Origin of the sequence: Salmonella sp. SAL04196 (genome assembly GCF_046550835.1) — a bacterium.
In the GTDB taxonomy this organism is placed as follows: domain Bacteria; phylum Pseudomonadota; class Gammaproteobacteria; order Enterobacterales; family Enterobacteriaceae; genus Salmonella; species Salmonella enterica.
The window spans coordinates 480,021-499,444 of sequence record NZ_JBGDXE010000003.1; the positions used below are offsets into that span (position 1 = coordinate 480,021).

The window sequence follows — 19,424 nt, forward strand, 5'->3', positions numbered from 1 at the left end:
CACTACCCTTTATCGTTTGGATTGAGGGCCGCTGTCAACCGTTGTTGCACCTCAAGTTGCAGCACATTATTAAGTGCGCGCCGATCCGCTGTGGCGATTATGAATAAATCTTCTACTCGTTCACCAATGGTTGTAATTCGGGCGCCATGAAGCGAAATTCCCAGATCGGCAAAAATTTGTCCGACCCTGGCCAGCAGACCAGGTTGATCGAGCGCGATCAATTCCATGAATGATTTTCTGTCGGTATGGGTGGGCAAAAAATTGACTTCCGTTTCGACCGTAAAGTGCCGTAACTTTGCCGGTTGCCGACGCGGCTGCGGCGGCTGCCAGCTACGCTGCGTAATGGTCTGTTCAAGACCGGTGCGAATAACGTCATGGCGATCCGCCGCCAGCGGGCTGCCGTCTGGTTCCAGAACGATAAACGTATCCATTGCCATGCCGTCGCGAGTGGTAAAGATCTGCGCGTCATGGACGCTTAAATTACGCCTGTCCAGCTCGGCGCAGACGGCGGCAAACAGATAGGGTCTGTCCGGACTCCAGATAAAAATTTCGGTTCCGCCGCGCGTGGCTTGCGGACTGAGCAACACTAACGGTTGGCTCAGATCGTGCTGCAATAAATGGCGTGCGTGCCAGGCGAGCTGATTTGGACTATGACGAACAAAATAGTTAGCGCGACAGCGGGTCCAGATTTTGTGCAGCGCGGCTTCATCAATATTGTCCATTCGCAGCAGCGCCAGCGCCTGAAGCTGATGGTGACGCACGCGCTCACGCATATCCGGCGTATTTTGCATTCCACGTCTGAGCTGTTTTTCAGTGGCGAAGTACAGCTCGCGCAGCAGGCTCTGTTTCCAGCTATTCCACAAGGTTTCGTTGGTCGCGCAGATGTCCGCGACGGTCAGGCAGACCAGAAAACGCAGCCGTGTTTCGGTTTGCACCTCTTCGGCAAACTGCTTGATGACTTCCGGATCCTGGATGTCGCGGCGCTGGGCGGTGACTGACATCAGCAGGTGTTGGCGCACCAGCCAGGCGACCAGTTGCGTTTCGCGTGAGTTCAAACCGTGCAGTTCGGCGAAGGTGAGTATATCCTGCGCGCCCAGTACCGAATGGTCGCCGCCGCGTCCTTTCGCAATATCGTGGAACAGCGCGGCGATCAGGATCAGTTCCGGATGGGGAAGCCGCGGCCAGAGATCGACGCATAGCGGATGGCGCTGGCGCGTCTCTTCTTTCGCGAAGCTCTCCAGTTTGAGCATTACGCGGATGGTGTGTTCATCCACCGTGTATGCGTGGAACAGGTCAAACTGCATTTGTCCGACGATGTGCGACCACTGCGGCATATAAGCCCACAGTACGCTGTGGCGATGCATAGGCAGCAGGCCGCGGCTGACCGCGCCGGGATGGCGCAGCATACTAAGAAACAGAGTGCGCGCCTCCGGGATGTAACACAGCGGTTGGCTCAGGTGGCGGCGGGCGTGGCGCAAGTGGCGTAACGTCGTAGAGTAGATGCCGGTGATCGCGCTATTGCGCACCATCATATAAAACATGCGCAGGATCGCTTGCGGTTCGCGGATAAACAGCGTGTCGTCACGCAGATCAATGAGCGTGCCGCGCAGTTGAAACTCATCGTCAACAGGACGTGGTTTTTCATCCGCAGGCAGCGCCAGAATCGCCTCGTCAAATAGCTGAAGCAGCATCTGATTAAGTTCGCTCACCCGGCGCGTAACTCGGAAGTAGTCTTTCATCATCCGCTCAACCGGATCATTGCCCTCGCCGCTGTAGTTAAGGCGTTGAGCGACGCTTAACTGGCGGTCGAACAGCAGGCGGTTATCGTAGCGGCTGACCACCAGATGTAGCGCAAAGCGAATGCGCCACAGGATATGCAGGCACTCGTTGAGTTCCGCGCGCTCTGCGGGGGTTAAAAAGCCGAATCCCACCATCTCATCGAGCGAGGTAGCGCCGAAGTGACGTCGGGCGACCCACTGCAATGTATGGATATCGCGCAGGCCGCCGGGGCTGCTTTTAATATCCGGCTCCAGATTATAGCTGGTACCGTGATAGCGCTGGTGGCGCTGGTTCTGCTCTTCTACTTTGGCGGCGTAAAATTTGTCGGACGGCCAAAAACCTTCGCTGAAAATATGTTTTTGCAGTGCCAGAAACAGAGCAACATCACCGATCAGCAGGCGCGTTTCGATGAGGTTTGTCGCAACGGTTAAATCAGACAGACCTTCCAGCAGACACTCTTCCAGCGTACGTACGCTATGCCCGACATCCAGCTTGACGTCCCATAATAAAGTCAGCAGCTCGCCGACCTTTTGTGCCTGTTCATCGGGCAGCTTTTTGCGGCTTAAAATGAGCAGATCAATATCGGAAAGCGGATGCAGTTCGCCGCGTCCATAGCCGCCGACGGCGACCAGCGCCAGATCGGCAATCTGACCGAAACCGGCCTCAATCCACAGGCGTTGCAACAACTGGTCGATAAATTCGGTTCGGGCTTCAATAAGCTGTTCAGCACAAATGCCGCTGTCAAATGCCTCGCCCAGCCAGTGTTGAAAGATGTCGATGCGGGCTTTGATACCGGCGACGGTCAGTTCAGCGCGCGGCCAGACGCCAGGGTTTTGCGGCTGGTCAGGGAGGGTGGGGAGTGCGGTATTCGCGTGCTGTTCAGGAAGAGTATTCATATGCGCCACCCATTAAAAAGCCGGATAATGGCGTGAACGCCTTATCCGGCCTACGTATTTACTCTTCATCCTTCAAGTTGCTTCTACGTTGGCTGCGCTCGTTCACTCCAGTCACGTACTTATGTACGCTCCTGAAGATTCACTCTCTTGCCGCCTTGAGGCAACTCGAATGATTTTGAGTAAAGGTGTAATTTGTAGGCCTGATAAGATGCGAAGGCATCGCCATCAGGCAAAACATTATTCGTCGTGTGTGATGCTCGCCGGGATGGTGTCATCTTTACGCAGCGTCAGAATTTCACAGCCGTTTTCCGTTACCACAATAGTATGCTCGTACTGAGCAGACAAGCTGCGGTCTTTGGTTTTTACCGTCCAGCCGTCTTTCATGGTGCGGATACGGTAATCCCCGGCGTTCAGCATCGGTTCAATGGTAAAGGTCATGCCAGGCTGCAACACGACGCCGCCATCGTCTGCATCATAATGCAGCACCTGCGGTTCTTCATGGAAGCCGCGACCAATACCGTGTCCGCAGTATTCACGTACCACGGAGAAACCTTCGCCTTCGGCATATTTCTGGATGGCGGCGCCAATGGTGCGCAGGCGGATGCCCGGTTTCACCATTTTGATGCCCAGATACAGGCTCTCTTGCGTGACGCGGCACAGACGCTCGCCCAGAATGGTCGGTTTGCCGACGATAAACATCTTCGAGGTATCGCCGTGGAATTCATCTTTAATCACGGTCACGTCGATGTTGACGATATCACCATCTTTCAGATGTTTAGCGTCATCCGGAATGCCGTGGCACACCACTTCATTAATAGAGATACAGACGGATTTCGGATAGCCGTGGTAGCCGAGGCAGGCGGAGATCGCGTGTTGTTCGTTAACGATGTAATCGTTACAGATACGGTCCAGTTCGCCGGTGGTGACGCCCGGTTTGATATACGGTTCGATCATTTCCAGCACTTCGGCTGCCAGACGGCCCGCGACGCGCATTTTTTCGATGTCTTCAGATGTCTTGATTGAGATAGCCATGAATTCTGTCCATCAGTGCCGATGATTTCGGCAATAATTGTGTAAGTGCTGACAATGGTATCAGTCAGGGGTGTACCCTGCCAAATTGAGAATCATTCTGAACTTCGCCTTTCGTGCCACAAGTGCGTTGGCGACATTTTTTCACCCCAGTCACTTACTGGCCGTAAGCTCCAGGGGATGCAAAAATTTGCCGCCTGCTTGTAACACGAAATTCATCGTTCAATTCAGCACTGAGTGCCAACAATTATTGGTGTCGGTGGCGTATTTGTGGTATAAAGCGCGCCGGACTTCCGATCCATTCGAAGACTACACACGATGGACGGGAGCGACAAATCTCACTTTGTGTAACAACACACACGTATCGGCACATATTCCGGGGTGCCCTTTGGGGTCGGTAATATGGGATACGTGGAGGCATAACCCCAACTTAATCTATAGAGGTTTTAAATCATGGCAACTGTTTCCATGCGCGATATGCTCAAGGCTGGTGTTCACTTTGGTCACCAGACCCGTTACTGGAACCCGAAAATGAAGCCGTTCATCTTCGGCGCGCGTAACAAAGTTCACATCATCAACCTTGAGAAAACTGTACCGATGTTCAACGAAGCTCTGGCTGAACTGAACAAGATCTCTGCTCGTAAAGGTAAAATCCTTTTCGTTGGTACTAAACGCGCTGCAAGCGAAGCGGTGAAAGAAGCTGCTAACAGCTGCGACCAGTTCTTCGTGAACCATCGCTGGCTGGGCGGTATGCTGACTAACTGGAAAACAGTTCGTCAGTCCATCAAACGTCTGAAAGACCTGGAAACTCAGTCTCAGGACGGTACTTTCGAAAAGCTGACCAAGAAAGAAGCGCTGATGCGTACTCGTGAGCTTGAGAAACTGGAAAACAGCCTGGGCGGTATCAAAGACATGGGCGGTCTGCCGGACGCTCTGTTCGTTATCGATGCTGACCACGAGCACATTGCTATCAAAGAAGCGAACAACCTGGGTATCCCGGTATTTGCTATCGTTGATACCAACTCTGATCCGGACGGCGTTGACTTCGTTATCCCGGGTAACGATGACGCAATCCGTGCTGTTAGCCTGTACCTGGGCGCTGTCGCTGCAACCGTTCGTGAAGGCCGTTCTCAGGATCTGGCTTCCCAGGCGGAAGAAAGCTTCGTAGAAGCCGAGTAATAAGGCTTGATAACTCCCTAAAATAGTTCGAGTTGCAGGAAGGCGGCAAGCTCGAGAATTCCCGGGAGCTTACATCAGTAAGTGACCGGGATGAGCGAGTGAAGGCAACGCACCTGCGGCTCGAAATATGAAGGGGAGAGCCCTTATAGACCAGGTAGTATCACGTTTGGTTAGGGGGCCTGTATATGGCCCCCTTTTTCACTTTTATATCTGTGCGGTTTGATGCCGGGCAGATCAAATCTTTCGAGGATTTTAGAATGGCTGAAATTACCGCATCCCTGGTAAAAGAGCTGCGTGAGCGTACTGGCGCAGGCATGATGGATTGCAAAAAAGCGCTGACTGAAGCGAATGGCGACATTGAGCTGGCAATCGAAAACATGCGTAAGTCCGGCGCTATCAAAGCGGCGAAAAAAGCAGGCAACGTGGCTGCTGACGGCGTAATCAAAACCAAAATCGACGGTAACGTCGCTTTCATTCTGGAAGTTAACTGCCAGACTGACTTCGTGGCTAAAGATGCTGGCTTCCAGGCATTTGCTGACAAAGTGCTGGACGCCGCTGTTGCTGGCAAAATCACTGACGTAGAAGTCCTGAAAGCGCAGTTCGAAGAAGAGCGCGTTGCTCTGGTAGCGAAAATTGGCGAGAACATCAACATTCGTCGCGTAGCTTCCCTGGAAGGCGACGTTCTGGGTTCTTACCAGCACGGTGCGCGCATCGGCGTTCTGGTTGCTGCTAAAGGCGCTGACGAAGAGCTGGTTAAACAGCTGGCGATGCACGTTGCGGCAAGCAAGCCGGAATTCGTTAAGCCGGAAGACGTGTCTGCTGACGTGGTAGAGAAAGAGTACCAGGTACAGCTGGACATCGCGATGCAGTCCGGTAAGCCGAAAGAAATCGCAGAGAAAATGGTTGAAGGCCGCATGAAGAAATTCACCGGCGAAGTTTCTCTGACTGGTCAGCCTTTCGTCATGGAACCGAGCAAATCTGTTGGCCAACTGCTGAAAGAGCACAACGCTGACGTGACTGGCTTCATCCGCTTTGAAGTGGGCGAAGGCATTGAGAAAGTCGAGACTGACTTTGCAGCAGAAGTTGCTGCGATGTCTAAGCAGTCCTGATTTTCCTGAGGAGCCGCCTGAGGGCGGCTTCTTTTTGCGCCTCTCTTGTAAAATCAGCCGACGCTTGGCGTCTGCGCTGAAATGCGACGTACAATGTCGCCGGAATTAACTCATATCAATCGTTGACAGTCTCAGGAAAGAAACATGGCTACCAATGCAAAACCCGTCTATAAACGCATTCTGCTTAAATTAAGCGGCGAAGCTCTGCAGGGTACGGAAGGCTTCGGTATTGATGCAAGCATACTGGATCGTATGGCTCAGGAGATCAAAGAACTGGTTGAACTGGGTATTCAGGTTGGTGTGGTGATTGGCGGTGGTAACCTGTTCCGTGGCGCAGGTCTGGCAAAAGCGGGGATGAACCGCGTTGTGGGCGACCACATGGGCATGTTGGCCACCGTCATGAACGGCCTGGCAATGCGTGATGCGCTTCACCGCGCCTATGTGAACGCCCGCCTGATGTCGGCAATTCCTTTAAACGGCGTATGCGACAACTACAGTTGGGCCGAGGCTATTAGCCTGCTGCGTAATAACCGTGTTGTGATTCTGTCTGCAGGTACGGGTAACCCGTTCTTCACTACCGACTCTGCGGCCTGTCTGCGCGGGATCGAAATTGAAGCGGATGTCGTACTGAAAGCGACCAAAGTGGATGGCGTATTCACTGCCGATCCGGCAAAAGATCCTTCCGCGACCATGTACGATCAGCTGACCTACAGCGAAGTGCTGGATAAAGAGCTGAAAGTGATGGATCTGGCGGCGTTCACGCTGGCTCGTGACCACAAACTGCCGATTCGTGTTTTCAACATGAACAAACCGGGCGCGCTGCGTCGTGTGGTGATGGGCGAAAAAGAAGGGACGTTAATCACGGAATAATTCCCGTGAGCGCCAAATACGGGTAAGATTCTGTTCTATTGACGGGTCTTATTACCTGGCAGAAATTAAACGAGACTATACTTAGCACATCTTTGTATTGTGTGACCGTCTGGTCTGACTGAGACTAGTTTTCAAGGATTCGTAACGTGATTAGCGATATCAGAAAAGATGCTGAAGTACGCATGGAAAAATGCGTTGAAGCGTTCAAAACCCAAATCAGCAAAGTGCGCACGGGTCGTGCTTCTCCCAGCCTGCTGGATGGTATTGTCGTAGAATACTATGGCACTCCGACCCCGCTGCGCCAGTTGGCAAGCGTAACGGTAGAAGACTCCCGTACCTTAAAAATTAACGTGTTTGACCGTTCTATGGGGCCAGCCGTTGAAAAAGCGATCATGGCGTCAGACCTCGGTTTGAATCCAAGCTCTGCGGGCACCGACATTCGCGTTCCGCTGCCGCCGCTGACCGAAGAACGTCGTAAAGATCTGACGAAAATTGTCCGTGGCGAAGCGGAGCAGGCGCGTGTCGCCGTTCGTAACGTCCGCCGTGATGCGAACGATAAAGTAAAAGCTCTGCTGAAAGATAAAGCGATCAGTGAAGATGACGATCGTCGCTCTCAGGAAGAAGTACAGAAAATGACCGACGCGGCAATTAAGAAAGTGGATGCGGCGTTGGCAGATAAAGAAGCAGAACTGATGCAGTTCTGATTGATCTGTACGCAGATATAAACTCATTCCACCGCTAAACCTGGCGGATGAGTGGTGTACAAAGCGCCGCGCAGAAGACATTATCAGGTCTCCTGTGCGGCGTTTTGCTTTTTATTCCGTTTCAACACTTCTGGACGTTTCATGAAGCAATTAACCATTCTGGGCTCGACCGGCTCTATTGGTTGCAGCACACTGGACGTGGTGCGCCATAATCCTGATAGCTTCCGCGTTATCGCGCTGGTGGCGGGTAAAAATGTCGCCCGCATGGCGGAGCAGTGCCTGGAATTCTCGCCGCGTTATGCCGTGATGGACGATACGTCGAGCGCAGAACAGCTCAAAATAATGCTTCAGCAGCATGGCAGCCGCACCGAGGTTCTGAGCGGTCAGCAGGCTGCCTGTGAGATGGCGGCGCTTGATGAGGTCGGGCATGTGATGGCGGCCATTGTGGGCGCGGCTGGTTTACTGCCGACCCTGGCGGCGATTCGCGCAGGGAAGACGATTCTGCTGGCGAATAAAGAATCGCTGGTGACCTGCGGGCGGCTGTTTATGGACGAAGTAAAACGCAGCAACGCCCGGCTTTTACCCGTCGATAGCGAACATAACGCGATTTTTCAGAGTTTGCCGCAATCTATTCAGCATAATCTGGGATACGCTGACCTTGAGCAAAATGGTGTAACGTCGATTTTGCTTACCGGGTCTGGTGGCCCGTTTCGTGAAACGCCAATGTGCGATCTGGCAGCGATGACGCCGGATCAGGCATGTCGTCATCCGAACTGGTCGATGGGGCGGAAAATCTCCGTCGACTCCGCCACCATGATGAATAAAGGTCTGGAATACATTGAAGCGCGTTGGTTATTTAATGCCAGCGCACGTCAGATGGAAGTGTTGATCCATCCGCAATCGGTCATTCATTCGATGGTGCGTTATCAGGACGGCAGCGTCCTGGCGCAGCTTGGAGAACCTGACATGCGTACGCCTATTGCGCATACGATGGCATGGCCGAATCGCGTCGCGTCCGGCGCGCAGCCGCTCGATTTTTGCAAACTCAGCGCGCTGACGTTTAGCGCGCCAGATTATCAGCGTTATCCATGCCTGAAGCTGGCGATGGAGGCGTTTGAGCAAGGTCAGGCGGCAACGACGGCGCTCAATGCGGCAAACGAAATCACCGTTGCCGCGTTTCTGGCGCAACAGATTCGTTTTACCGATATCGCCGGGCTCAATTTAGCGGTGCTGGAGAGGATGGATTTACAGGAACCGGCAAGCGTTGAGGACGTATTGCAGGTTGACGCCATCGCGCGTGAAGTAGCCAGAAAACAAGTGATACGGCTCTCACGCTGACGATTATCCCGCGACAGAAGATCGTGCTATTTGTTAGCGTTGGGCTTCGGTGATATAGTCTGCGCCACCTGATCGCAGGTTTTTGGCTTTTTTCGGTCAGGTTAGCCGTGGTTTTACACGGCTTTTTTGTGGATACACAAAATCATTCAGGACGCATCGGGACGGCAGGCGAATACGTTCCCGGCGTGCGCAGACAGCGCACGACAGGGGCGATGACGCGCAGCCATCCGCGAAGCGGACCGAAGAGAATGTGTATAAAGGCTTCAGTATTCCTGAGTACCGCTAAATCCTTTCAGGGACAAAAAACGCGTTATGTTGTCTGCAACTCAACCAGTAAGCGAAAATTTGCCAGCGCATGGCTGCCGTCATGTTGCAATAATTATGGATGGCAATGGTCGCTGGGCGAAAAAGCAAGGGAAGATCCGGGCCTTTGGGCATAAAGCCGGGGCGAAGTCCGTCCGGCGAGCGGTCTCTTTTGCTGCCAATAACGGTATTGATGCGTTAACGCTGTATGCCTTTAGTAGTGAAAACTGGAACCGACCGGCGCAGGAAGTGAGCGCGTTAATGGAGCTGTTTGTGTGGGCGCTGGATAGCGAAGTCAAAAGCCTGCACCGCCATAACGTTCGCCTGCGTATTATCGGCGATATCAGCCGATTCAACTCACGTTTACAAGAACGTATTCGCAAATCAGAAGCGCTTACCGCCCATAATACGGGTCTAACGCTGAATATCGCTGCGAATTACGGCGGACGTTGGGATATTGTCCAGGGAGTCCGACAACTGGCGGAACAGGTGCAGGCTGGAGTGCTGCGCCCCGATCAGATTGATGAAGAGAGACTAGGCCAGCAAATCTGTATGCATGAGCTGGCGCCTGTGGATTTAGTAATTAGGACTGGGGGAGAGCATCGCATTAGTAACTTTTTGCTTTGGCAAATTGCCTATGCCGAACTTTACTTTACGGATGTTCTTTGGCCCGATTTCGATGAACAAGACTTTGAAGGTGCGCTGCATGCCTTTGCTAATCGAGAGCGTCGTTTCGGCGGTACCGAGCCTGGTGATGACAAAGCCTGATGGGGGTTGCTTTTGCTGAAGTATCGCCTGATTTCTGCTTTTGTGTTAATACCCGCGGTCATCGCTGCGCTTTTTTTATTGCCGCCGGTGGGGTTCGCCATTATTACGCTGGTTGTCTGTATGCTGGCCGCGTGGGAATGGGGACAGTTAAGCGGTTTCGCCGCGCGTTCACAGCGGGTTTGGCTGGCGGTGCTGTGTGGTCTGTTATTGGCGCTGATGCTATTTTTGTTGCCTGAGTATCATCACAACATTCGTCAACCGCTGGTTGAGATGTCGCTTTGGGCATCGTTAGGATGGTGGGTTGTCGCGCTACTGCTGGTGCTATTTTATCCCGGTTCGGCGGCAATCTGGCGCAACTCAAAAACATTGCGTCTCATTTTCGGTTTGTTAACTATTGTGCCATTTTTCTGGGGAATGCTGGCGCTGCGCGCCTGGCACTATGACGAGAATCATTACAGTGGCGCAATATGGCTACTCTATGTCATGATCCTGGTCTGGGGAGCGGACTCTGGCGCGTATATGTTTGGTAAATTATTTGGCAAACATAAGCTGGCGCCGAAGGTTTCCCCGGGTAAAACCTGGCAAGGGTTTATCGGCGGGCTTGCTACGGCTGCCGTGATCTCATGGGGTTACGGTATGTGGGCGAATCTGAATGTTGCGCCTGTTATCTTGCTGATTTGCTCTGTGGTGGCGGCTCTGGCTTCTGTACTGGGCGACCTCACCGAGAGTATGTTTAAGCGCGAAGCAGGAATTAAGGATAGCGGCCACTTGATTCCAGGCCATGGCGGCATTCTGGACCGAATTGACAGCCTGACGGCTGCCGTACCGGTCTTTGCTTGCCTGTTGTTACTGGTGTTCAGGACGCTCTAACGGAAGGTTTTATGCTGAGTATTCTCTGGAATCTGGCTGCATTCATCATCGCACTGGGCGTGCTGATCACTGTGCATGAATTTGGTCATTTCTGGGTTGCCCGGCGCTGCGGTGTGCGAGTTGAGCGCTTTTCCATCGGTTTTGGCAAAGCGCTCTGGCGTCGTACCGATCGGTACGGCACCGAGTATGTCATCGCCCTGATCCCGCTGGGCGGCTACGTCAAAATGCTGGATGAACGCGCCGAACCGGTAGCGCCAGAATTGCGTCGTCACGCCTTCAATAACAAAACGGTGGGCCAGCGCGCCGCAATTATTGCCGCAGGTCCGGTTGCGAACTTCATTTTTGCTATCTTTGCTTACTGGCTGGTCTTTATCATCGGCGTCCCTGGCGTTCGTCCGGTCATTGGCGAAATAACGCCCAACTCGATTGCTGCGCAGGCGCAAATTGCGCCTGGTACGGAACTTAAAGCCGTTGATGGTATCGAAACCCCTGATTGGGATGCCGTGCGTTTACAACTGGTGTCCAAAATTGGCGATCAGCAGACGACGGTGAGCGTCGCGCCGTTTGGCAGCGACCAGCGGCAGGACAAAACGCTTGATTTACGTCACTGGGCATTTGAGCCTGATAAGCAAGATCCTGTATCTTCTTTAGGGATTCGGCCCCGCGGGCCACAGATTGAACCGGTACTGTCAGAAGTGCAGGCGAATTCCGCAGCCAGTAAAGCGGGTTTGCAAGCGGGCGACAGGATCGTTAAAGTCGATGGTCAGCCGTTAACGCAGTGGATGAAATTCGTGACGTTTGTACGCGATAATCCCGGTAAGCCGTTAGCGTTAGAGATTGAAAGGCAGGGGAGCGCCTTGTCGTTGACGTTAACGCCGGATACGAAATCGGTTAACGGAAAGGCGGAAGGGTTTGCAGGCGTGGTGCCTAAAATTATTCCTCTGCCGGAAGAGTACAAGACTATACGCCAGTATGGGCCTTTTAGCGCCATCCTCGAAGCCACGGATAAGACGTGGCAGTTGATGAAGCTGACGGTCAGTATGCTGGGTAAATTGATAACCGGTGATGTGAAACTGAACAACCTCAGTGGGCCGATTTCTATCGCTCAGGGGGCTGGGATGTCAGCGGAGTTCGGGGTGATTTATTACCTGATGTTCCTTGCGCTAATCAGCGTGAACTTAGGGATAATTAACCTGTTTCCGCTGCCCGTTCTTGACGGGGGTCATCTGCTGTTCCTGGCGATTGAAAAGCTTAAGGGCGGGCCGGTATCCGAGCGGGTTCAAGACTTTAGTTATCGCATTGGCTCGATTTTGCTGGTGTTGTTAATGGGGCTTGCACTTTTCAATGATTTCTCTCGGTTGTAAGAGAGTTAGTTAGGAAGAACGCATAATAACGATGGCGATGAAAAAGTTGCTCATAGCGTCGCTGCTGTTCAGCAGCGCCACCGTATACGGTGCTGAAGGGTTCGTAGTGAAGGACATTCATTTCGAAGGCCTGCAGCGAGTCGCCGTTGGTGCGGCTCTCCTCAGTATGCCGGTGCGCACAGGCGACACGGTTAATGATGAAGATATCAGTAACACCATTCGCGCTCTGTTCGCCACCGGCAACTTTGAGGACGTCCGCGTCCTGCGCGATGGTAATACCCTTCTGGTTCAGGTAAAAGAACGTCCGACCATTGCCAGCATCACTTTCTCCGGGAACAAGTCGGTGAAAGATGACATGCTCAAGCAAAACCTCGAAGCGTCTGGCGTACGTGTTGGCGAGTCTCTGGATCGCACCACGCTGTCTGATATCGAAAAAGGTCTGGAAGACTTTTACTATAGCGTAGGTAAATACAGCGCCAGCGTTAAGGCGGTCGTCACGCCGCTGCCGCGCAACCGTGTTGATCTTAAACTGGTGTTCCAGGAGGGCGTATCGGCGAAGATCCAACAGATCAACATCGTCGGTAACCATGCCTTTAGCACCGAAGAACTCATTTCTCATTTCCAGTTGCGTGACGAAGTGCCGTGGTGGAACGTCGTCGGCGATCGTAAATACCAGAAACAGAAGCTGGCGGGCGACCTTGAAACCTTGCGCAGCTACTATCTGGATCGCGGCTACGCGCGTTTCAATATTGACTCCACGCAAGTGAGTCTGACGCCGGATAAGAAAGGGATCTACATCACCGTCAATATCACCGAAGGCGATCAGTACAAGCTTTCCGGGGTTCAGGTAAGCGGTAACCTGGCCGGACATTCCGCTGAAATTGAGAACCTGACGAAAATTGAACCGGGCGAGCTCTATAACGGCACCAAAGTGACCAAAATGGAAGATGACATCAAAAAGCTTCTGGGTCGCTATGGTTACGCCTATCCGCGCGTGCAGTCACAGCCTGAAATTAACGATGCTGACAAAACCGTAAAACTGCGCGTGAACGTCGATGCGGGCAACCGTTTCTACGTGCGTAAGATCCGCTTTGAAGGCAACGATACCTCAAAAGATTCCGTTCTGCGCCGTGAAATGCGCCAGATGGAAGGGGCGTGGCTGGGCAGCGACCTGGTTGACCAGGGTAAAGAGCGTCTGAACCGTCTCGGCTTCTTTGAAACCGTCGACACCGACACGCAGCGCGTTCCGGGTAGCCCGGATCAGGTTGATGTGGTGTACAAGGTGAAAGAGCGTAATACCGGTAGCTTCAACTTCGGTATCGGTTACGGTACAGAAAGCGGCGTGAGCTTCCAGGCCGGCGTTCAGCAGGACAACTGGTTAGGTACCGGTTATTCCGTGGGGATTAACGGCACCAAAAACGACTACCAGACCTACAGCGAACTGTCCGTTACTAACCCATACTTTACCGTTGACGGCGTGAGCCTCGGTGGTCGTATCTTCTATAACGACTTCCAGGCGGACGATGCGGATCTATCCGACTATACCAACAAGAGTTACGGTACGGATGTGACGCTTGGCTTCCCCATCAACGAGTACAACACGTTGCGTGCTGGTTTAGGGTATGTGCATAACTCCCTGTCCAATATGGAACCGCAGGTTGCAATGTGGCGTTATCTGGCATCAATGGGTCAGTATCCGAGTACTAATGATCAGGATAATAGTTTTAGCACTGATGACTTCACCTTTAACTACGGCTGGACCTACAACAAACTAGACCGTGGTTACTTCCCGACGGAAGGTACGCGTATCAACCTGACGGGTAAGGTGACGATTCCGGGATCGGATAACGAATACTATAAAGCGACGTTGGATACCGCGACCTATGTACCGATCGATAACGATCATAAGTGGGTCATTCTGGGCCGTACCCGCTTTGGTTATGGCGATGGTTTAGGCGGTAAAGAAATGCCGTTCTATGAGAACTTCTATGCCGGTGGTTCCAGTACCGTTCGTGGCTTCCAGTCCAATACCATTGGTCCTAAGGCGGTCTATTATCCCTATAACCCTAAAAATTACGATGCTGATGAAGACTACGATTGCGCGACGCAGGACGGCGCAAAAGATATGTGTAAGTCGGATGATGCGGTAGGGGGTAACGCGATGGCGGTCGCCAGCCTGGAATTTATCACGCCGACGCCGTTTATCAGCGAGAAATATGCTAATTCGGTCCGTACTTCTTTCTTCTGGGATATGGGGACCGTCTGGGATACTAACTGGGATTCCAGCCAGTATTCTGGTTATCCGGACTACAGCGATCCGAGCAACATCCGTATGTCCGCGGGTATCGCATTACAATGGATGTCCCCATTGGGGCCGTTGGTCTTCTCCTACGCCCAGCCGTTTAAAAAGTACGATGGAGACAAAGCCGAGCAGTTCCAGTTTAACATTGGTAAAACCTGGTAATTGTTCACTGCAAAGGAATGCATTGGTAGTGTAGCGATGACTTTTGGCGATGCCCTCAGGGATAGCCAGGCCACGCAAAGAGCTGTACCTTCGGGTGCAAATGGGATGGTAAGGAGTTTATTGTGAAAAAGTGGTTATTAGCTGCAGGTCTTGGTTTGGCGATGGTAACGTCCGCACAGGCTGCTGACAAAATTGCAATCGTCAACATGGGTAATCTGTTCCAACAGGTTGCGCAGAAGACGGGTGTATCCAATACACTGGAAAACGAATTTAAAGGCCGTGCGGCTGAACTGCAAAAAATGGAAACTGATCTGCAATCTAAAATGCAGCGTCTGCAATCCATGAAAGCAGGTAGCGATCGTACTAAGCTGGAAAAAGACGTGATGTCTCAGCGCCAGACTTTCGCGCAAAAAGCGCAGGCTTTTGAGAAAGATCGCGCTCGTCGTTCCAACGAAGAACGCAACAAACTGGTGACTCGTATCCAGACTGCAGTGAAAAAAGTGGCTAACGACCAGAGTATCGATCTGGTGGTAGACGCAAACACCGTTGCTTACAACAGCAGCGATGTGAAAGACATCACCGCTGACGTACTGAAACAGGTTAAATAAGTAATGCCTTCAATTCGACTGGCTGACTTAGCAGAACAGTTGGATGCAGAATTACACGGTGATGGCGATATCGTCATCACCGGCGTTGCGTCCATGCAATCTGCAACAACAGGCCACATTACGTTTATGGTAAATCCTAAGTACCGTGAACACTTAGGTTTATGCCAGGCTTCTGCGGTTGTCATGACGCAGGACGATCTTCCTTTTGCTAAGAGCGCGGCGCTGGTAGTTAAAAATCCCTACCTGACCTACGCGCGCATGGCGCAAATTTTAGATACTACGCCGCAGCCCGCGCAGAATATCGCGCCAAGCGCCGTGATTGATGCGACGGCAACGCTGGGTAGCAATGTTTCAGTCGGCGCGAATGCGGTGATTGAATCTGGCGTACAACTGGGCGATAACGTGGTTATCGGCGCAGGCTGTTTCGTCGGAAAAAATAGCAAAATCGGGGCGGGTTCACGCTTGTGGGCGAACGTAACGATTTACCACGACATTCAGATCGGTGAGAATTGCCTGATCCAGTCCAGTACGGTGATCGGCGCGGACGGTTTTGGCTACGCTAACGATCGTGGCAACTGGGTGAAGATCCCACAACTGGGCCGGGTCATTATTGGCGATCGTGTCGAGATCGGCGCTTGTACCACCATTGACCGTGGCGCGTTGGATGATACTGTTATTGGCAATGGCGTGATTATTGATAATCAGTGCCAGATTGCACATAACGTCGTGATTGGCGACAATACGGCAGTTGCCGGTGGCGTCATTATGGCGGGTAGCCTGAAGATTGGCCGTTACTGCATGATTGGCGGCGCCAGCGTGATCAATGGGCATATGGAAATATGCGACAAAGTCACGGTAACTGGCATGGGTATGGTGATGCGTCCCATCACGGAACCGGGCGTCTACTCCTCAGGCATTCCGCTGCAACCCAACAAAGTATGGCGTAAAACTGCTGCACTGGTGATGAACATTGATGATATGAGCAAGCGTCTCAAAGCGATTGAGCGCAAGGTTAATCAACAAGACTAACGTTCCGCCTTGTAGTTGCCATTCTTTTCCGGCCTGTCACATTCATACGATTGCGGCAGGCCGTGTTATTATTGCCTTTTTGTATATTTGGACAGGAAGAGTATTTTGACTACTAACACTCATACTCTGCAGATTGAAGAGATTTTAGAGCTTCTGCCGCACCGTTTTCCGTTTTTACTGGTCGATCGCGTGCTGGACTTTGAAGAAGGTCGTTTTCTGCGTGCGGTGAAAAATGTCTCCGTCAACGAGCCGTTTTTCCAGGGGCATTTCCCGGGCAAACCGATTTTGCCAGGCGTGTTGATTCTGGAAGCGATGGCGCAGGCAACCGGTATTCTGGCGTTTAAAAGCGTTGGTAAACTGGAACCTGGCGAACTGTATTATTTCGCGGGTATTGATGAAGCGCGCTTTAAGCGTCCGGTGGTGCCAGGCGATCAGATGATCATGGAAGTCACTTTCGAGAAAACGCGCCGTGGCCTGACCCGCTTTAAAGGGGTTGCGCTGGTCGACGGTAAAGTTGTGTGCGAAGCAACCATGATGTGTGCTCGTAGCCGGGAGGCCTGATTCGTGATTGATAAATCCGCCTTTATTCATCCTACCGCCATTGTGGAAGACGGCGCTGTAATTGGCGCTAATGCCCACATTGGTCCCTTTTGTATTGTTGGGCCGCAGGTCGAAATTGGTGAGGGAACCGTACTGAAGTCTCATGTGGTCGTGAATGGTCAAACCAAAATCGGCCGCGACAACGAGATTTATCAGTTTGCCTCTATCGGTGAAGTGAACCAGGATCTGAAATATGCGGGTGAGCCGACCCGTGTGGAAATTGGCGATCGTAACCGCATCCGCGAAAGCGTCACCATTCATCGTGGTACAGTGCAGGGCGGTGGGTTGACGAAGGTGGGTAGCGATAACCTGCTGATGATCAATGCGCATGTCGCACATGATTGTACGGTAGGTAATCGCTGTATCCTCGCCAACAACGCCACGCTGGCGGGGCACGTATCAGTCGATGATTTTGCGATCATCGGCGGTATGACGGCAGTTCATCAATTCTGCATTATCGGTGCGCATGTGATGGTCGGCGGCTGCTCCGGCGTGGCTCAGGATGTCCCTCCGTATGTGATTGCGCAGGGTAACCATGCGACGCCGTTCGGGGTAAATATCGAAGGGCTGAAGCGTCGCGGCTTTAGCCGTGAAGGGCTGGTGGCGATTCGTAATGCCTACAAACTGTTGTACCGCAGTGGTAAAACGCTCGACGAAGCGAAGCTGGAAATCGCTGAACTTGCTGAAAAGCATCCGGAAGTGAAGGCGTTTACCGAGTTCTTTGAGCGTTCAACGCGCGGTCCGATTCGTTAATGGCGGCACAGCGTCCTTTAACGATTGCCCTGGTCGCCGGTGAAACGTCCGGCGATATTCTTGGCGCAGGCTTAATTCGTGCGCTGAAAGCGCGCGTACCCAACGCCCGCTTTGTGGGCGTTGCGGGGCCGCGTATGCAGGCCGAAGGGTGTGAAGCCTGGTACGAAATGGAAGAGCTGGCGGTCATGGGCATTGTTGAAGTGCTCGGTCGTTTACGCCGTTTGTTGCATATCCGCGCCGATCTGACCCGTCGTTTTACCGAACTCAAGCCCGATGTCTTTGTCGGGATTGATGCCCCTGATTTCAACATTACCCTCGAAGGTAATCTGAAAAAACAAGGGATTAAGACCATTCATTATGTCAGCCCGTCTGTTTGGGCCTGGCGACAGAAACGCGTTTTCAAAATAGGCAGATCCACCCATATGGTGTTGGCTTTTCTGCCTTTCGAAAAAGCGTTTTACGATAAATTTAACGTCCCGTGCCGCTTTATCGGTCACACCATGGCGGATGCAATGCCGCTGGACCCGGATAAAAATGCGGCGCGCGACGTGCTGGGTATCCCGCATGACGCCCATTGTCTGGCGCTACTGCCAGGTAGCCGTGGCGCGGAAGTGGAAATGCTCAGCGCCGACTTCCTGAAAACCGCACAATTGCTGCGACAGCGCTATCCCGATCTGGAAGTGGTCGTGCCGCTGGTAAACGCGAAACGCCGCGAGCAGTTTGAAAAAATTAAAGCGGAGGTTGCGCCGGATCTCGCCGTTCATTTGCTGGACGGCATGGCGCGCGAGGCGATGATCGCCAGCGACGCGGCTCTGCTGGCCTCGGGTACGGCGGCACTGGAGTGTATGCTGGCAAAATGCCCGATGGTAGTGGGGTATCGTATGAAGCCCTTCACTTTCTGGCTGGCGAAACGTCTGGTAAAAACGGAGTATGTGTCTTTGCCTAACCTGCTGGCGGGAAGAGAATTAGTCAAAGAGCTGTTGCAGGAAGAGTGCGAACCGCAAAAACTCGCCGAAGCGCTGTTGCCGCTACTGGCGAACGGTAAAACCAGCCATGCGATGCACGATACCTTCCGTGAATTGCATCAGCAGATCCGCTGTAATGCCGATGAGCAGGCGGCAGATGCCGTCCTGGAGTTAGCACAATGATCGAATTTGTTTATCCACACACCCATTTAGTGGCGGGGGTGGATGAAGTGGGCCGTGGCCCGCTGGTGGGCGCCGTAGTGACCGCCGCCGTGATCCTCGATCCGGCTCGTCCGATCGTCGGTCTGAATGATTCCAAAAAATTGTCTGAAAAGCGTCGTCTGTCATTGTATGACGAGATTAAAGAAAAGGCGTTAAGCTGGAGTCTGGGACGCGCGGAAGCGCATGAAATTGATGAGCTGAATATTTTGCACGCCACCATGCTCGCCATGCAGCGCGCTGTCGCTGGTCTGCATATTGCGCCAGAATATGTGCTGATCGACGGCAATCGCTGTCCGGCGCTGCCTGTGCCGTCAATGGCCGTGGTGAAAGGCGACAGCCGCGTGGCGGAGATTAGTGCGGCGTCTATTCTGGCGAAAGTCACCCGCGACGCAGAAATGGCGGCGCTGGATATCGTTTTTCCTCAGTATGGCTTTGCGCAGCACAAAGGCTATCCAACCGCTTTTCATCTGGAAAAGTTGGCACAGTATGGCGCGACGGCGCACCACCGACGCAGTTTTGCGCCTGTTAAACGCGCTCTGGGACTTGTGTCCTGATTCTTGTATCGAGAAATCTG

General features: G+C 52.8%; 17 protein-coding genes. 15 read left to right on the top strand and 2 right to left on the bottom strand.

Annotated elements, in window-relative coordinates; genetic code table 11:
* Nucleotides 1-2: 2 nt before the first annotated feature.
* Both glnD and map read right to left on the bottom strand, forming a co-directional pair.
* The gene (gene glnD / locus ACLJPE_RS14985; RefSeq protein WP_039513824.1) at nt 3-2,675 is read right to left on the bottom strand and encodes a bifunctional uridylyltransferase/uridylyl-removing protein GlnD; all 2,673 of its coding nucleotides are present in this window, start codon (nt 2,673-2,675) and stop codon (nt 3-5) included.
* Between the two features lie 237 nt (nt 2,676-2,912).
* Nucleotides 2,913-3,707: a type I methionyl aminopeptidase gene (gene map / locus ACLJPE_RS14990; RefSeq protein ID WP_039513821.1), complete on the bottom strand. Its 795-nt coding sequence runs from the start codon at nt 3,705-3,707 to the stop codon at nt 2,913-2,915.
* A gap of 450 nt (nt 3,708-4,157) precedes the next feature.
* On the opposite strand from map, the gene rpsB reads away from it, so the two are divergent.
* The 15 genes from rpsB to rnhB all read left to right on the top strand — a co-directional run bounded on the left by rpsB (nt 4,158) and on the right by rnhB (nt 19,404).
* The gene (gene rpsB, locus ACLJPE_RS14995) at nt 4,158-4,883 is read left to right on the top strand and encodes a 30S ribosomal protein S2 (RefSeq protein ID WP_000246886.1); all 726 of its coding nucleotides are present in this window, start codon (nt 4,158-4,160) and stop codon (nt 4,881-4,883) included.
* 257 nt (nt 4,884-5,140) lie between these two features.
* Nucleotides 5,141-5,992 (top strand): translation elongation factor Ts, encoded by an 852-nt coding sequence (gene tsf / locus ACLJPE_RS15000; RefSeq protein WP_000808106.1) that lies wholly within the window; start codon nt 5,141-5,143, stop codon nt 5,990-5,992.
* Between the two features lie 144 nt (nt 5,993-6,136).
* Nucleotides 6,137-6,862 (top strand): UMP kinase, encoded by a 726-nt coding sequence (gene pyrH / locus ACLJPE_RS15005; protein WP_000224567.1) that lies wholly within the window; start codon nt 6,137-6,139, stop codon nt 6,860-6,862.
* A gap of 146 nt (nt 6,863-7,008) precedes the next feature.
* Nucleotides 7,009-7,566 carry a ribosome recycling factor gene (gene frr / locus ACLJPE_RS15010; RefSeq protein ID WP_000622423.1) on the top strand — a complete coding sequence of 186 codons (558 nt, stop codon included), beginning with the start codon at nt 7,009-7,011 and terminating at the stop codon, nt 7,564-7,566.
* A gap of 141 nt (nt 7,567-7,707) precedes the next feature.
* Entirely contained in the window at nt 7,708-8,904 is a 1,197-nt protein-coding gene (gene ispC, locus ACLJPE_RS15015; RefSeq protein ID WP_000811899.1) for a 1-deoxy-D-xylulose-5-phosphate reductoisomerase, read from the top strand.
* Between the two features lie 312 nt (nt 8,905-9,216).
* Nucleotides 9,217-9,975: a (2E,6E)-farnesyl-diphosphate-specific ditrans,polycis-undecaprenyl-diphosphate synthase gene (ispU, locus tag ACLJPE_RS15020; RefSeq protein ID WP_000947413.1), complete on the top strand. Its 759-nt coding sequence runs from the start codon at nt 9,217-9,219 to the stop codon at nt 9,973-9,975.
* 12 nt (nt 9,976-9,987) lie between these two features.
* Nucleotides 9,988-10,845, top strand: coding sequence for a phosphatidate cytidylyltransferase (gene cdsA / locus ACLJPE_RS15025; protein WP_000922422.1), 858 nt, complete (start codon nt 9,988-9,990; stop codon nt 10,843-10,845).
* 11 nt (nt 10,846-10,856) lie between these two features.
* Complete coding sequence (rseP, locus tag ACLJPE_RS15030; RefSeq protein WP_000949017.1) at nt 10,857-12,209, top strand: sigma E protease regulator RseP; 1,353 nt, start codon at nt 10,857-10,859, stop codon at nt 12,207-12,209.
* A gap of 31 nt (nt 12,210-12,240) precedes the next feature.
* A complete protein-coding gene (gene bamA / locus ACLJPE_RS15035) occupies nt 12,241-14,673 on the top strand; it encodes an outer membrane protein assembly factor BamA (protein WP_001240936.1) in 2,433 nt (810 codons plus the stop codon).
* Nucleotides 14,674-14,795: 122 nt separating this feature from the next.
* On the top strand, nt 14,796-15,281 hold the full coding sequence (gene skp / locus ACLJPE_RS15040) for a molecular chaperone Skp (RefSeq protein ID WP_000758966.1): 486 nt from the start codon (nt 14,796-14,798) through the stop codon (nt 15,279-15,281).
* Between the two features lie 3 nt (nt 15,282-15,284).
* The gene (gene lpxD, locus ACLJPE_RS15045; RefSeq protein ID WP_001139265.1) at nt 15,285-16,310 is read left to right on the top strand and encodes a UDP-3-O-(3-hydroxymyristoyl)glucosamine N-acyltransferase; all 1,026 of its coding nucleotides are present in this window, start codon (nt 15,285-15,287) and stop codon (nt 16,308-16,310) included.
* A 105-nt stretch (nt 16,311-16,415) separates the two neighbouring features.
* Nucleotides 16,416-16,871, top strand: a complete 456-nt coding sequence (gene fabZ / locus ACLJPE_RS15050; RefSeq protein WP_000210741.1) for a 3-hydroxyacyl-ACP dehydratase FabZ — start codon at nt 16,416-16,418, stop codon at nt 16,869-16,871.
* A gap of 3 nt (nt 16,872-16,874) precedes the next feature.
* Nucleotides 16,875-17,663: an acyl-ACP--UDP-N-acetylglucosamine O-acyltransferase gene (lpxA, locus tag ACLJPE_RS15055; RefSeq protein ID WP_000565950.1), complete on the top strand. Its 789-nt coding sequence runs from the start codon at nt 16,875-16,877 to the stop codon at nt 17,661-17,663.
* Nucleotides 17,663-18,811, top strand: coding sequence for a lipid-A-disaccharide synthase (lpxB, locus tag ACLJPE_RS15060; RefSeq protein WP_000741216.1), 1,149 nt, complete (start codon nt 17,663-17,665; stop codon nt 18,809-18,811). Before lpxA ends, lpxB begins: the two co-directional genes overlap by 1 nt.
* Complete coding sequence (gene rnhB, locus ACLJPE_RS15065) at nt 18,808-19,404, top strand: ribonuclease HII (protein WP_000569411.1); 597 nt, start codon at nt 18,808-18,810, stop codon at nt 19,402-19,404. The genes lpxB and rnhB overlap by 4 nt, the downstream gene beginning before the upstream one ends.
* The last annotated feature ends 20 nt before the right edge of the window (nt 19,405-19,424 follow it).

Excerpts from the sequence above, each read along its gene's own strand:
- glnD (WP_039513824.1), bottom strand. The coding sequence starts at position 2,675 with ATGAATACTCTTCCTGAACAGCACGCGAATACCGCACTCCCCACCCTC.
- map (WP_039513821.1), bottom strand. The coding sequence starts at position 3,707 with ATGGCTATCTCAATCAAGACATCTGAAGACATCGAAAAAATGCGCGTC.
- rpsB (WP_000246886.1), top strand. The coding sequence starts at position 4,158 with ATGGCAACTGTTTCCATGCGCGATATGCTCAAGGCTGGTGTTCACTTT.
- tsf (WP_000808106.1), top strand. The coding sequence starts at position 5,141 with ATGGCTGAAATTACCGCATCCCTGGTAAAAGAGCTGCGTGAGCGTACT.
- pyrH (WP_000224567.1), top strand. The coding sequence starts at position 6,137 with ATGGCTACCAATGCAAAACCCGTCTATAAACGCATTCTGCTTAAATTA.
- ispC (WP_000811899.1), top strand. The coding sequence starts at position 7,708 with ATGAAGCAATTAACCATTCTGGGCTCGACCGGCTCTATTGGTTGCAGC.
- ispU (WP_000947413.1), top strand. The coding sequence starts at position 9,217 with ATGTTGTCTGCAACTCAACCAGTAAGCGAAAATTTGCCAGCGCATGGC.
- rseP (WP_000949017.1), top strand. The coding sequence starts at position 10,857 with ATGCTGAGTATTCTCTGGAATCTGGCTGCATTCATCATCGCACTGGGC.
- bamA (WP_001240936.1), top strand. The coding sequence starts at position 12,241 with ATGGCGATGAAAAAGTTGCTCATAGCGTCGCTGCTGTTCAGCAGCGCC.
- lpxD (WP_001139265.1), top strand. The coding sequence starts at position 15,285 with ATGCCTTCAATTCGACTGGCTGACTTAGCAGAACAGTTGGATGCAGAA.
- lpxB (WP_000741216.1), top strand. The coding sequence starts at position 17,663 with ATGGCGGCACAGCGTCCTTTAACGATTGCCCTGGTCGCCGGTGAAACG.
- rnhB (WP_000569411.1), top strand. The coding sequence starts at position 18,808 with ATGATCGAATTTGTTTATCCACACACCCATTTAGTGGCGGGGGTGGAT.